At 70.1% G+C, this 13482-nt stretch carries 13 protein-coding genes and 2 pseudogenes; 12 read left to right on the plus strand and 3 right to left on the minus strand.

The window, feature by feature from the left end:
* Positions 1-155 precede the first annotated feature (155 nt).
* The gene (locus tag ABN028_RS12445; protein ID WP_349327248.1) at positions 156-350 is read left to right on the plus strand and encodes a tail-anchor membrane protein; all 195 of its coding nucleotides are present in this window, start codon (positions 156-158) and stop codon (positions 348-350) included.
* Between the two features lie 176 nt (positions 351-526).
* Positions 527-676 (plus strand): annotated as a pseudogene (locus ABN028_RS35335) (methyltransferase domain-containing protein); the annotation flags it as partial.
* Positions 677-751: 75 nt separating this feature from the next.
* Here the strand turns inward: ABN028_RS35335 and ABN028_RS35340 are convergent.
* A pseudogene (locus tag ABN028_RS35340) lies at positions 752-1108 on the minus strand (hypothetical protein); the annotation flags it as partial.
* A gap of 334 nt (positions 1109-1442) precedes the next feature.
* Here ABN028_RS35340 and ABN028_RS12455 point away from each other — a divergent pair.
* Positions 1443-4166: a molybdopterin cofactor-binding domain-containing protein gene (locus tag ABN028_RS12455; RefSeq protein WP_349696702.1), complete on the plus strand. Its 2724-nt coding sequence runs from the start codon at positions 1443-1445 to the stop codon at positions 4164-4166.
* A gap of 14 nt (positions 4167-4180) precedes the next feature.
* Here ABN028_RS12455 and ABN028_RS12460 read toward each other — a convergent pair whose 3' ends face one another.
* Both ABN028_RS12460 and ABN028_RS12465 read right to left on the minus strand, forming a co-directional pair.
* On the minus strand, positions 4181-4795 hold the full coding sequence (locus tag ABN028_RS12460) for an isochorismatase family protein (protein WP_349696703.1): 615 nt from the start codon (positions 4793-4795) through the stop codon (positions 4181-4183).
* 24 nt (positions 4796-4819) lie between these two features.
* Positions 4820-6142: a nicotinate phosphoribosyltransferase gene (locus ABN028_RS12465; RefSeq protein WP_349327253.1), complete on the minus strand. Its 1323-nt coding sequence runs from the start codon at positions 6140-6142 to the stop codon at positions 4820-4822.
* A gap of 141 nt (positions 6143-6283) precedes the next feature.
* Between ABN028_RS12465 and clpS the strand changes: the two genes are divergently transcribed.
* The 9 genes from clpS (at position 6284) to ABN028_RS12510 (ending at position 13430) form a co-directional block, all read left to right on the plus strand.
* On the plus strand, positions 6284-6583 hold the full coding sequence (gene clpS, locus ABN028_RS12470) for an ATP-dependent Clp protease adapter ClpS (protein ID WP_349696704.1): 300 nt from the start codon (positions 6284-6286) through the stop codon (positions 6581-6583).
* A gap of 49 nt (positions 6584-6632) precedes the next feature.
* Positions 6633-7190 carry a DUF2017 domain-containing protein gene (locus ABN028_RS12475; RefSeq protein ID WP_349327256.1) on the plus strand — a complete coding sequence of 186 codons (558 nt, stop codon included), beginning with the start codon at positions 6633-6635 and terminating at the stop codon, positions 7188-7190.
* 75 nt (positions 7191-7265) lie between these two features.
* Positions 7266-7709: a M67 family metallopeptidase gene (locus tag ABN028_RS12480; protein WP_349327257.1), complete on the plus strand. Its 444-nt coding sequence runs from the start codon at positions 7266-7268 to the stop codon at positions 7707-7709.
* A 173-nt stretch (positions 7710-7882) separates the two neighbouring features.
* A complete protein-coding gene (locus ABN028_RS12485) occupies positions 7883-8866 on the plus strand; it encodes a putative endonuclease domain-containing protein (protein ID WP_349696705.1) in 984 nt (327 codons plus the stop codon).
* 324 nt (positions 8867-9190) lie between these two features.
* A complete protein-coding gene (locus ABN028_RS12490) occupies positions 9191-9463 on the plus strand; it encodes a MoaD family protein (protein WP_349327259.1) in 273 nt (90 codons plus the stop codon).
* An 18-nt stretch (positions 9464-9481) separates the two neighbouring features.
* A complete protein-coding gene (locus tag ABN028_RS12495; RefSeq protein WP_349327260.1) occupies positions 9482-10429 on the plus strand; it encodes a PLP-dependent cysteine synthase family protein in 948 nt (315 codons plus the stop codon).
* 447 nt (positions 10430-10876) lie between these two features.
* Positions 10877-11671, plus strand: a complete 795-nt coding sequence (murI, locus tag ABN028_RS12500; RefSeq protein WP_349327261.1) for a glutamate racemase — start codon at positions 10877-10879, stop codon at positions 11669-11671.
* A gap of 10 nt (positions 11672-11681) precedes the next feature.
* On the plus strand, positions 11682-12443 hold the full coding sequence (locus ABN028_RS12505) for an MBL fold metallo-hydrolase (protein ID WP_349693554.1): 762 nt from the start codon (positions 11682-11684) through the stop codon (positions 12441-12443).
* 183 nt (positions 12444-12626) lie between these two features.
* Positions 12627-13430 (plus strand): SGNH/GDSL hydrolase family protein, encoded by an 804-nt coding sequence (locus ABN028_RS12510; RefSeq protein WP_349327264.1) that lies wholly within the window; start codon positions 12627-12629, stop codon positions 13428-13430.
* Positions 13431-13482: the final 52 nt, after the last annotated feature.

The following is a 13482-nucleotide window of genomic DNA, read 5'->3' on the forward strand; positions in this document are numbered from 1 at the left end:
CAGCCCAGGTGCTGCACCCCTTGGCGGTCGGTTTGGTGCCATAAGTCCGGCCTGGGTCGGGAACGGGTGACACCATACGGACCGGTCGACCGTTCTCATGACGGACAATGGAACGACCGGGTGGTGCACGCCTCAGAGCGGTTGAGAGGGACGACATGTCGAATCGCACGTGGTGGATCGTCGGTGGCGTGGGTGTCAGCCTGCTCGCCTGGATTCTGCTTCCCTGGTGGGCGACCCTGCTGATCGTGCTTGCTGTGGTCGGCGCGCCGATCGCCGGTTACCTGATGCTCGACGACTCGCAGCGCCGGCGGCTTCGCCGGATCCGGGACCGGCGGCAGCTCGGACGGTGAGGGCGCCGGGCCGCGGGTTTCTCGACAGGTATCCCGCCGACCTCGCCGAGTGGCAGGACGACGAACGGCTGGTGAGTCGCGGCTTCGTCCACGGCTGGCGTTCCCAGGTGGCGCCGGGCAACGGCGAGGCCTTCTTCGATGCGCTTGTCCGGTCACTGGTGAGCCCCAGCTTCGTCGTGGCCGATATCGGCTGTGGACATGGGGGGTACGCCCAGACGTTGGCCCCGCTGTGCCGGCACGTGATCGGGGTCGACGGCGATCCCGGCGTCATCGACCTGGCCCGGCAACTTGCCACCGAACGCGGCGTGGCCAACATCGACTTTCGCGTCCTCCGCCTCGATGAGGGTGCCGGTGAGAACGGTGCCGGTGAGAACGGTGCCGGTGAGAACGGTGCCGGTGAGAACGGTGCCGGTGAGAACGGTGCCGGTGAGAACGGTGCCGGTGAGAACGGTGCCGGTGAGAACGGTGCCGGCAGCGGGTTGAGCGACGGTGGCGCGGGCGTCGGCGTGCCGGACGCGAGCGTGGACGTGTTCGTCTGCCGGCGCGGGCCGATCCTCACGAAGTGGCTCGACCCCTCGCTCCGGGCGGCGCGTCCCGGTGCGGTCGCCGTCGGCATGCACCCGACCGGTCCGGCGGGCGCCGTCCCGCCATGGAACGCCGACCTGCCCGAGCCGCTGCGAATCGAGCGCGTCTTCGGCTACGACGAGGTGCGCGGATGGGTGACCTCCGGCATCGACCAGGCAGCGGGGCGGATCCACCTCGACGGGTGCTGGTGGTTCGACGTGGCGGAGACCTTCGATGAACCCGCGGAGCTCTACGCCAAGCTCGCTGGGCGTCGCGGGGGTGTTCCGTCATGGCCGGCTGTCAAGGAAGACCTGACACGACTCTTCACGGCGTACGGCGGGACCCTCGAACTCCGGCACTGCCGCCTCGTGTGGCAGGCGTCCTTCCGCTGACCCGAACCAGTGGGGTGGACTCCGTGACGCGCACTTCGTTGGATGAGGGGCGCCCTGCAACGAAGAGGGCTTGGATGAAGGCGCCCCTGTCGCCACAGAGGCGCGGACCCGTTCGACGCCGAAAGAGGTGAGCCACATGTCTGGCCCGGAACCGACCGCGTTCGTCGTCAACGAGACCCCCACCGTCGTCGACGCCGACCGGGAGACGCCGCTGGTCTACGTACTCCGGCACGATCTCGCTCTCTACGGCGTCCGCCCCGGCTGCGCGGTCGGAGAGTGCGGCGCCTGCGTCGTCCTCGTCGACGGCCGGCCGGAGCGTTCCTGCCAGCTCTCTCTCGCCGCCGCTGAGGGGACGAGGATCACCACACCGGAGGGGCTCGGCACACCCGAGGAGCCGCACGAGATCCAGCAGGCGTTCCTCGACGAACAGGCGGCCCAGTGCGGCTACTGCCTCAACGGCATCATCATGTCGACGGCCGGCCTGCTGGCCCGCGAGCCCAGTCCCGACGAGGCCGCCATCCAGGAAGCCCTCGAAGGTCACCTGTGCCGGTGCGGTACGCATCACCGGATCCTCCGGGCTGTCCGCAAGCTCGCCGGTCAGACGCTCCCGCCCTGCGCTGCCGTCGTACGACCGGACTCCACCCTGCTCACCGATCCACGCGGACTCGCGGCCGCCGGGCCCGCCGACGTGGACCTTCCGGGCGCGCTACGTGGCGCCCCGAACGTCGAAGACTGGCTCAGACCACTCCCCGACGGCCGGATCGAGGCCCGCAGCGGCCGGTCGGAACTCGGCCAAGGAGTACGTACTGCTCTCGCCCAGGTCGTCGCCGCCGAGCTCGACGTACCGGTGGACCGGATCGTCGTCCGCCAGGCCGCGACCGACGCGACCCCGGACGAGGGCTACACGGCCGGCAGCGCCTCACTCGAGCAGGGCGGTACGGCGCTGGCGATGGCGGCCGCGGCGTTCCGCCGGCTTCGGGCCGAAGGCTGCCCGCCGCTAGGGCCCATCCGCCCGGACGACCGCCCGCGCTGGACCAGCCCATCCGCGGAGGGTGCAAGTGCGGGCGGTGCTCCTGCGGTCGGTGTTCCAGCGACAGGGGCGACCGCGCCAGGGGGAGCCGTGGGCCAGCCGGTCCACCGCATCGACCTGACCGCGAAGCTCACCGGTGCGCCGGCGTACGTCCACGACCTGGCACTGCCCGGACTCCTCCACGCCCGCGCGCTTCTGCCGCCGACCTACGACGCGGCGTTGACCAGCGTGGACGTGCACGCCGCACAGACGATGCCCGGGGTGCGGGCCGTGGTCCACGACGGCCGCCTCGTCGTCGTGGTGGCCGACCGCGAGGAGCAGGCCGTCGCCGGCGTACGACGTCTCGCCCGGTCCGCACGCTGGGAACCCGCGCCGCTGGTCGACGGCAGCGACGCCTCCGATGACACACGGCGAGCGCAGCCCGTACGCCAGTCCGTTGTCGAGGAGCCCGGCGTGACCGAGGCACTCGCCGCCGGGCGGCAGGTCCACGCGTCGTATGCCAAACCGCACGAGGCGCACGCCTCCATCGCGCCGTCCGCTGCCGTCGCCCTCGCCGCTGTTGGGCCGGGCGCCGGGGTTGAGCCGGGCGCCGAGGTTGAGCCGGGCGCCGGTGCCGAACCGGGCCCCGTGCCAGAACCGGCCGCGCTCACGGTCTGGACGCACAGCCAGGGCGTCTATCCGCTGCGGCGGGAGCTGGCGGCGCTGCTCGGCGTCGACGCCGACACCCTCACCGTCCGCCACGTTGACGGTCCTGGCTGCTACGGGCACAACGGCGCCGACGACGCGGCCGGCTTCGCGGCGCTGGCAGCCCGGGCGGTGCCCGGCAGGCCGGTGCGGTTCCAGTTCTCGGTGCGGGACGAGTTCACCTGGGAGCCGTACGGACCGGCGATGCAGGCCGACCTCGACGCCAGTCTCGACACCTCCGGAAGGATCACCGGCTGGCGGCACCACATCCGTACCGGTGCACACACCTCCCGACCGCACGGCACAGGCGACCGCCTGATGGTGGCGTGGCTGCGCGCGGGCGGTCCGGCGCGGCCGTGGGCGGGCGGCGGGGAAGGGGGAGTACGCAGCGCCCTTCCGGCGTACGACATCCCCGCCCGCGAGATCGTCGGCGACTACGTGAAGGGACCGTTGCGGACATCGGCGCTGCGCAGCCTCGGCGCCTACTTCAACACGTTCGCGATCGAGTCGTTCATGGACGAGCTCGCCGAGGCCGCCGGCAAGGATCCGGTGGAGTTCCGGCTCGCGCACCTCTCGGATCCGCGGGCGCGCGCGGTACTGGAGACTGCCGCCGAACGCGCCGGCTGGCAGACGCGGATCGGCCCGAGTGGGCGCGGTCAGGGCGTGGCGGTGGCGAGGTACAAGGGGTCGAAGGCCTACGCCGCGCTCGTCGTCGACGCGGGCGTGAACACGACGACGGCAGCGGTGACCGTACGCCGCGTCGTGGCCGCCTGCGACGCTGGCGTCATCGTCAACCCCGACGGCCTCGCGAACCAGATCGAGGGCGGCATCCTGCAGGGCCTGAGCCGGGCGCTCCACGAGGAGGTGCGCCACGGCACCGACGGGATCGAGAGCGTCGACTGGACGAGCTATCCGATACTTCCGTTCTCCGGCGTACCCACCCTCGATCTCGTCCTGCTCGACCGCCCCGGCCTGCCGCCGCTCGGCGCGGGGGAGGCGTCCACGCCAGTGGCACCGGCCGCCCTCGCCAACGCGGTCGACGACGCTGTCGGCATCCGGATGCGTACCCTCCCGATCACACCGGACCGACTCCGCGCCCGGCTGGAGGAACTGACCGACGACGAGCTTGCCCGCGTCCTCGCCTGATCGACCTACGACAGTCAGCTCGGCTGCGGATAGCCCTCGTGGACGACCGGAGTGCCGACGAGTTCGACGCCGGCCTCTCGCATCTCGCGCACCGCGGCCTCCGTCGTGTCCGCGCGAACGCCCGCCGTCATGTCGAGGAGTACGCGGGTACGAAAGCCCTCCCGCGCCGCGTCCACGGCAGTGGCCCGTACGCAGTGATCGGTGGCGATCCCGACGAGATCCACCTGGTCGACGTCGTGGGACCGGAGCCACTCGGCCAGTCCCTTCCCCTCGATCGACCTCCCCTCGAAGGCGGAGTATCCGTGGGAGTACTCGCCACAGTTGAAGACCGCGTCGAACGGCTGCGGGTCGATGTTCGGGTGGAAGCCGGCTCCGTCGGTCCCCGCGACGCAGTGCGGCGGCCAGCTCGTCACATAGTCGGGCTCGGTGGAGAAATGCTCACCCGGATCGATGTGGTGGTCCCGGGTCGCGACCACGTGGTCGTACGCCTTGTCGCGTTCTTCGGCCTCGTGCCAGGCGCGGAGGACCTCGCCGATCGCGAAGGCCACCTCAGCCCCGCCGTGCACAGGCAGGCTGCCTCCTTCACAGAAGTCGTTCTGGACATCGACGACGATCAGCGCCCGTGTCATCGCACCTCTCCTCCTTCCAGGACCTCATTCCCGCGCGTGTTCTTCGTACGCCGTCGGAATCGCCGGCTCGCCGCGAGACAGCTGCAGGGCGGCCGGCGGCAACTCGCCCCGGCTGCGCTGGTGACGCTCGCGGGCGGCGTCGAGTGGTTCGCGGCCGACAACCTCGCCGTTCTTCACCAGGGGGACCAACAGCGGCCGGCCCAACCGCTCGTCCTCCGGCCGTGTCGACACGACCTCGGCGACGGCGATCCCGTTGTCGAGTTGGCGTACGGCCCACTTGCGTCCCTTGTGGGTCGGCTTTCCGGTCGACGCCTTCGCGACGCCGATCAGGGGAGCGTCCGGGTCAGCGGTCGTGGAACGGGCGACCAGCTTGTAGACGAACTCCGCGGTCGGGTAGCCGCTGCCGGTGACCAGCGCGGTGCCGACGCCGTACGCATCGGCGGGCGCGGCGGCCAGCCCGGCCAGGGCGTACTCGTCCAGGTCGCCGCTCACCAGGATCCGGGTCTCCGTCGCGCCCAGCTCGTCCAGCTGGGCCCGTACCTCGTGGGCGAGCACCGGGAGGTCGCCGGAGTCGATCCGGACGGCGCCGAGTCGGGTGCCGGCCGCCTCGACGGCCCTTCGCACGGCGGCACGGACGTCGAACGTGTCGACGAGCAGCGTCGTGCTCGCGCCGAGCGCGGCCACCTGGGCGTCGAACGCCGCGCGCTCCGAGTCGAACAGCAGTGTGAACGCGTGCGCGCTGGTACCCCTGGTGGGGATGCCGTAGGTGCGACCGGCCGCGAGGTTGGACGTCGCCGCGAAGCCCGCGAGGTAGGCGGCGCGGGCGGCCGCCACCGCCGCCACCTCATGCGTACGTCGCGAACCCATCTCGACGATCGGGCGGGACCCGGCTGCCGTCGTCATCCGAGACGCCGCCGACGCGATCGCCGAGTCGTGGTTCAGGATCGACAGCGAGACGGTCTCGAGCAGGACAGCCTCGGCGAAAGTCGACTCCACCACCAGGATCGGCGAACCCGGAAAGTAACACTCTCCCTCGGCATAGCCCCAGATGTCGCCGGAGAACCGGTACGACGCCAGCCAGTCGGCGGTTCGCTCGTCGATGACGTCGTTGCGGGCGAGGTGGTCGAGGGTGTCGTCATCGAACCGGAACCGCTCCAACGCCTCGAGGAACCGCCCCGTGCCGCCGACCACGCCGTAGCGACGACCGTCCGGAAGTCGGCGGGCGAACACCTCGAACACGGCACGCCGATGCGCGGTGCCGTCGGCGAGGGCGGACCGGAGCATGGTGAGCTCGTACCGGTCGGTGAACAGCGCCGTCGAGGAGGTGCCGGTGGACATCTCGTCCATAGGGCCGAGCCTAGACCGCGGCGCGCCAACGCCGTTCAGCCTTCACGCCCTGGCGGCTCGTTGTGGTGGACCACGCGCCGTTCGGACCGTTCTGGGGGGTGCGAGGAGAGGGGAACGCCCGACAGATGCCACGATGGGACGGTGAGCGGGACCGCACCAGTGGAGCTCGAACGGCCGGACATCGAGGACGTCGTCCGCCCGGACACGCCGTGGGTGACCATTGTCTGGAATGACCCGGTCAACCTCATGTCGTACGTCACGTACGTCTTCCAGTCCTACTTCGGCTACCAGCGGAAGAAGGCGGAGAAGCTCATGATGGACGTCCATGAGAGGGGCAAGGCCGTCGTCTCCAACGGCACGCGGGAAGAGATGGAACGCGATGTCGAGGCGATGCACTCCTACGGTCTGTGGGCGACCCTGCAGAAGAGTGGTGACACATGAGGTGTGACGCCGCTGGCAATGCGGCCGGGCAGACGACGACTGGGGACACATGACGACCGGATTTCGGGCCCGACACGGAGTGGTGTCGGCGACGTTCGTCGCGGAGGAGGCGCACATCCTCCGTGGACTGGTCGGTGAGCTGGTGGAGTTGATCCGCGACGAGGCGCCGTCGTCGACACCGCCCGCGGACAGCCTCGCCGCCCTCGTCGGCCATCTGGGCTCGACCGAACCGCCCGACGACGAGGTGCTCGCGCGGCTCTTCCCGAATGCCTACGCCGATGACGAGGAAGCGGCGGGGGAGTTCCGGCGGTTCACCGAACACGGCCTGCGCGACGGCAAGGTCAAGAACGCCGAAGCCGTCCTGGAGTCGCTCGGCGACCCGGCGTACTCCGACCAGGTGACCGTCTCGATCAACCCCGACGAGATCCAGGCCTGGCTGCGTACGCTCACCGATCTCCGGCTCGCCCTCGCCACCCGGCTGGGGGTCGAGCAGGACGACGAGGCCCGCTGGGAGGCGCTGCCCGAGGACGATCGCCGGCGCCAGGTGTACGGCGTCTACATCTGGCTGGGGTGGCTCCAGGAGTCGCTGGTCTCGGCGATCAGCTGAGCCTGCCTTCCGCGACCGGCCGCCGGCCACGGTTGGCGGGAGGGTGCGGTTGGGTCGGCTGGATAGGGTCGGGCTGTGCTGACCATCGACCAGGCCACCCGCGACAAGATCGTCGCCCACGCCCGCGCTGACCATCCCGACGAGGCGTGTGGCGTGGTCGCCGGGCCCGCAGGCTCCAACCGGCCCGAACGCTTCGTACCCATGGTCAATGCCGAGCGCTCGCCGACGTTCTTCCGGTTCGACCCGCAGGAGCAGTTCAGAGTGTGGCGGGAGATGGACGACCGCGACGAGGAACCGATCGTGATCTACCACTCGCACACCGCCACCGAGGCCTACCCGTCGCGTACCGACATCTCCTACGCGGCGGAGCCGGATGCCCACTATGTCGTCGTGTCGACCAGGGACGGCGCCGATGCGGGTGGCGAGGTCGAGTTCCGGTCCTACCGCATCATCGACGGCGAGGTCACCGAAGAGAAGGTCCAGGTGGTCCCGGCCTACGACGGCCGCGCGAACAACTAGCGCTTCGGTCATCTCCCGCCTCGCTCCCGCCAGATGTGTCCGGGTCTCGTTCATTGCGAAGTTGTGGTGAACCAGGTCGGCGGCCCGTTAACCGTTTCTTCGCAATGAACGCGGCCGGTCCCCCCTGTGGATACCTGAGACGGGCCGGTGGGTGACCCGGGCAAGCTGTCCGGATGCCCGCTCCGTCCGACCTTCCTTCTGAGTTGCTGTCCGGGCCGTTCACCGTGTCGTACGCCGAGAGCCTCGGGATCTCGCGGACAGTCCTACGTGGTCGGCGATTCCGGCGGCCATTCCGGGGAGTCCGAGTGCCGGCGCACCTGCCCGACACGGTCGCGCTGAGGGCAGATGCAGCGCGGCTCGTGCTCCCCGCCCAAGCGGCGTTCAGCCACTTCACGGCCGCGCTCTTGCGGGACGTGCCCGTCCGGGACGACGGGATGGTCCATGTGACGGTTCCGGCGCCCACCTCGCGTCCCAGGGTCCACGGCATCGTCTGCCATGCCACGAGCGACGGTGAGGCGGTCACGCTCGTCGAGGGGCGAGCAGTGGTGATGCCTGAGCGGAATTTCACCGAGCTTGCGGCTCATCTCTCGCTGGTAGATCTCCTGATCCTCGGCGACGCCCTGGTACGTCACGGGTGGACGAGTCGCGAGGCGTTGATCCGGTCGGCGGACGCCTCTCCTCGACGCCCTGGGCTGCGGCTGGCCCGGGCGACCGCGAGGTTGGTCAGGCCACGGGTCGACTCGCCAATGGAGACGAGGACCCGGCTGCTGCTCCTCCTCGCGGGCCTGCCGTGCCCTGAACCAGGATGGGAAATCCACGACGAGTTCGGCCAGTGGGTGGCGACGGCAGACCTGCAGTACCCAGAGCAGAAGATCGCCCTGGAGTACGACGGTGACCTCCACCGCACGCTCAAGCGGAAGTGGCGAAACGACGTTCGCGCCCGCGAGGAACTCCGCGACCTGGGCTGGATCGTCATCGTCCTCACAGCCGACGACATCACCGCCCGGCCGGAGGAGTTGCTCTGGCGGGTCCAGAAGGCGCTGCTCGACCGGGACCATCCGGATGTACCTCAGGTCTTGAATCCGCAGTGGCAGGCGTTGTTCCCGCCCAACCGGTCGTACTCGGAAGCGCCGATCATGATCGACACCACCCTGTGATGCAGCAGGTGGTTGTGCGGGTTGGCCAGCGCTCCCGCGACGAGGCGATCCGCCGGACCTCCCACCTGAGGTGAGACCGTAGACTCCAAGGCGTGGAGCTCTTCCTCCTCGGGCACACGGCCCCCGTCGTCGTCTACGACTGTTCGGGCCACTGATCCCGACTGCCGAGATCATCGCCGGCTCGGCTGCCGGAGGTCCCGGACGCTCGATCAAACCGGAATCGGCCGTCCATCCCCTGTCGGAATCCCCTGTCGGAATCCCCGTGCGGCAGCCCGTGTTGTGGCACTTGGCGCGTATGACGACGAGCGAAGGAGTACATCACCGATGGCTATCGAGGTCCGTATCCCGACGATTCTCCGTACCCACACCGGGGGCGCCAAGACCGTCGAGGGCGCTGGCGCGACATTGCAGGAGCTGCTCGACGACCTGGAGGCCCGCCACGCCGGGCTGAAGTCCCGACTGGTCGACGAGGGTGATCTTCGCAAGTTCGTCAACGTCTACGTCAACGACGAGGACGTCCGCTTCCGGGGTGGCCTCGGCGCGTCCGTCGAGGACGGCGATGTCGTGACGGTCCTTCCCGCCGTCGCGGGCGGCTGAGCCGGGGGTCCGTCAGCCATGCGTTACGCCTCGCATCTCGACGCCGTGGGCCAGACCCCGCTGGTCGGGCTGCCGCGCATGTCTCCGACCTCGGACGTACGCCTGTGGGCCAAGCTCGAGGATCGGAACCCCACGGGTTCGGTCAAGGACCGCGCGGCCCTGCGGATGATCGTCGAGGCCGAGAAGGACGGACTCCTGCGTCCCGGAGCCACCATTCTCGAGCCGACGTCGGGCAACACCGGCATCTCCCTGGCGATGGCGGCGAAGCTCAAGGGCTACCGCCTCGTCTGCGTCATGCCGGAGAACACCTCGGCCGAGCGCCGGCAGCTGCTTCGCATGTGGGGCGCCGAGATCGTCTCCTCGCCAGCGGCCGGGGGGTCCAACGAGGCCGTCCGCGTCGCCAAGCAGCTCGCTGAGGAGCATCCGGACTGGGTGATGCTCTACCAGTACGGCAACCCGGCCAACGCCCTCGCCCACTACGAAGGCACCGCACCGGAGATCCTGGCCGACCTGCCGAGCGTCACCCACGTCGTCGCGGGCCTCGGCACGACCGGGACACTCATGGGCGTCGGCAGGTTCTTCCACGAGCACAAGCCGGACGTCACGATCGTCGCGGCCGAACCGAGGTACGGCGAGCTGGTCTACGGCCTGCGCAACCTCGACGAGGGATTCGTTCCGGAGCTGTACGACGCTCGCATGATCGACTCCCGCTTCTCGGTCGGCCCGCGCGACGCGGTACGTCGGGTGAGGGAACTGCTCGACCTCGAGGGCATCTTCGCCGGCATCTCCACCGGTGCCGTCCTGCACGCCGCGATCGCCCAGGCCCATCAGGCCGTCAAGGCGGGCAGGAGCGCCGACATCGTGGCGATCGTCGCCGATGGCGGATGGAAGTACCTCTCCACAGGTGCGTACGAAGGAACTCTCGACGAGGCCGAGGAGACTCTCGACTGCCAGCTGTGGGCGTGACGGGACACGGTGAGGCCTCTGACGAACACACCGGGTCACGGAACACGCCCAGGGGCTCGATGACCGAGGTTGGCCGGTTTGTCGAGACTTGAGAGTTGATGCAACCACATGAGCGGTTCGTGGGTTTGCATTCCATGACGCGCCCGGGACGGCGGACCGGGGAGGTTCGGGGGAACACTCAGGCACGCGCGGTCGGACGGAGGACACATGCTCGACCCAGGGTCACCTGGAGCGGGCTGGTGGGAGGAACCGACTGTCGTGCTGACGAGCCGCCGACAGGTGGGGCGCCGAGGGGGCTCGGCCTGGCCGACGGACGCAGCCCAGGTGCGTTCGCGGGCCTAGGCCGAGCCCCGTAAGACTTGTGCGGGTTTCTCCCCGCGACGGCGAAGTCTGGACGGGTGCGAATAGCGGCCCCGGGCCAGGGTTGGTGCCCGTAGGCTGGCGGCCGTGTCAGACTCGCCGATCGGCATCTTCGACTCGGGTTTCGGCGGCCTCACCGTCGCCCGGGCGGTCATGGACCAGCTCCCGCACGAATCCGTCCTCTACCTCGCCGACACCGCGCGCTACCCGTACGGCGAGAAGGGCATCGCCGACGTCCGCAAGATCGCCCTCGAATCCCTCGACCACCTGGTCGACCAGGGCGTCAAGCTGCTCGTGATCGCCTGTAACTCGGCAAGTGCCGCGGTGCTCCGTGACGCGCGGGAACGCTACTCGGTCCCGGTCGTGGAGGTGATCCTTCCGGCCACGCGGCGAGCGGTGTCCGCGACGAGGACCGGCCAGGTCGGCGTCATCTGCACCCGGGCCACCGCGACCTCCCAGGCCTACGACGATGCGTTTGCGGCGGCACCCCACGTCACGTTGCACACCCGGGCCTGCCCACGGTTCGTGGAGTTCGTCGAACGCGGCCTGACCAGCGGTCCGGAACTCCTCGCCGAGGCGCACCGCTACCTCGATCCGCTCGCGGCGGCCAAGATCGACACGCTGGTCCTCGGGTGCACCCACTACCCTCTCCTGACGGGAGTGATCTCGTACGTCATGGGCTCTGCGGTCACCCTGGTCTCGAGTGCCGAGGAGACGGCGAACGACGTGTACGCACGGCTGGTCGGCGGGGGCCTGGCGCGGGACGACGCCCTGTCGCCGCCGAAGCACCGGTTCCTCACCACCGGGGATCCGGAGGCGTTCATGGCGATCGGTGGGCGGTTCCTCGGTCCGGAGATCGCGTTCGTCGAGGAAGTGGCCTAAAGGAGTGGGCATGCGGCTCACCGTCGTGGGATGCTCCGGGTCGTTTCCCGGGCCGGATTCGCCGGCGTCGTGCTACCTGGTCGAGGTTCCCCATGGTGGGCGTACCTTCCGGCTCGTCCTCGATCTCGGCAACGGCGCGTTCGGTGCCCTGCAACGCCACGTCGACCCGTACACCGTGGACGTGGTGGGACTCTCCCACCTGCATGCGGACCACTGCCTGGACCTGTGTTCGTACTACGTCGCTCGGAAGTACCATCCGGGTGGTCCACGGACGGTGATTCCGGTCTACGGCCCGTTCGGTACGGCCGACCGGCTGGCCGTCGCCTACGGCCTCCCGCTCGAGCCCGGTATGCGGGACGTGTTCGACTTCCGGGCCTGGCTGACCGGAGGCGCACGGCAGATCGGGCCGATGGACGTCTCGGTGGCGCCGGCCTGCCACCCGGTCGAGGCGTACCTCATCAGGCTGGAGCATCAGGGTCGTTCGCTCGTCTACACCGGCGACACGGGCCCGACCGACGCGCTCGTGGAACTCGCCCGCGGAGCCGACGTTTTGGTGAGCGAGGCGACGTTCCGTGACGGCGACTCGAACCCGCCGGACGTCCACCTGACCGGCCGACAGGCGGGGGAGTACGCCCATCGCGCCGGCGTCGGTCGGCTCGTGATCACGCACGTGCCGCCGTGGTACGCACCCGAGGACCTTGCCGCTGAGGCGCGCGCCGCCTACGACGGGCCGGTGGAGATCGCCCACGCTGGCGCGGCGTACGACATCTGAGCCCAAGGGGAATGATCACGCAGGCGTGATCATTCCCAACGACACGCGGCAAACTCACCGTGCGTCGTTGGTCATTGCCTTGTAAGGCGGTAGCGCCCGGCCGGGCAAGAGTTTGCGGGACGTTCGACCGGCGGTCACGTCGGGTGCGGACAACCTCCTACCGGCTGACCCAGCCTGGTCGCCGTGACCTGTGCGACGCGGGAGCTGCGGTACGTCGCCCTCGGCGACAGCCTGACCCTCGGGATCGGCGACCTCACGACCTCCGGATGGCGGGGGTGGGCGGCGCTCCTTGCGGAGTCGCTGACGTCGACGTACGACCTCACGTTCCACAACCTCGCCCAGGCTGGCGCGACCACCACGCACGTCCGCGACCGGCAACTGCCCGAGGCGCTGGCCCTGCGGCCCCAGCTGGCGTCGGTGATCGTCGGCGTCAACGACACGATGCGGTCGAGCTTCGACGCGGACCGGGTGCGCGCCGACCTCTTCGGGACCGCCGAGAAGCTCACCCGGGCGGGGGCTGACCTCCTGATGGTGCGGTTCCACGACCACAGCCGGGTCTTCGGGTTGCCGAGGCTGCTGGCCGGACCGTTGGCCCGGCGAATCGAGGCGGTGAACGGGGTGTACGACGAGATCCACGCCGCCTTCGGTGGTGCGTACATCGATCTCGCCGCCTCGCCCGCCGTCTACGCGCGCGAGGCCTGGAGCGTCGACCGACTCCATCCGTCGGAGCTGGGGCACCGGCTGCTCGCGCGTACGTGTGCCGAGGGGCTCGGCGCTGTGGGTGTGCGGTCGTCGCCCACGGGCGTCGAACGCGGCGGTGGCATCGCCTTGTCCCGTAGGGCGGAGCTGGCCTGGCTGGCGACCAAGGGCGTGCCGTGGTTGGGTCGCAGGACCCGCGACCTGGCACCGTGGGCGGCCCGGCTTGCCGTCGGGGAGGTGGCGGCGGTGCTGCGCCGCCGCGGCGCGCCCGCGACGAGTCGTTCCTGAGCGTCGCCCAGCCCTTCGGTCTGTCGCCGCCCGCGTACCCTCGCGGAGGCGG

This window comes from Actinopolymorpha sp. B17G11, from assembly GCF_040196095.1.
Lineage (GTDB): Bacteria > Actinomycetota > Actinomycetes > Propionibacteriales > Actinopolymorphaceae > Thermasporomyces.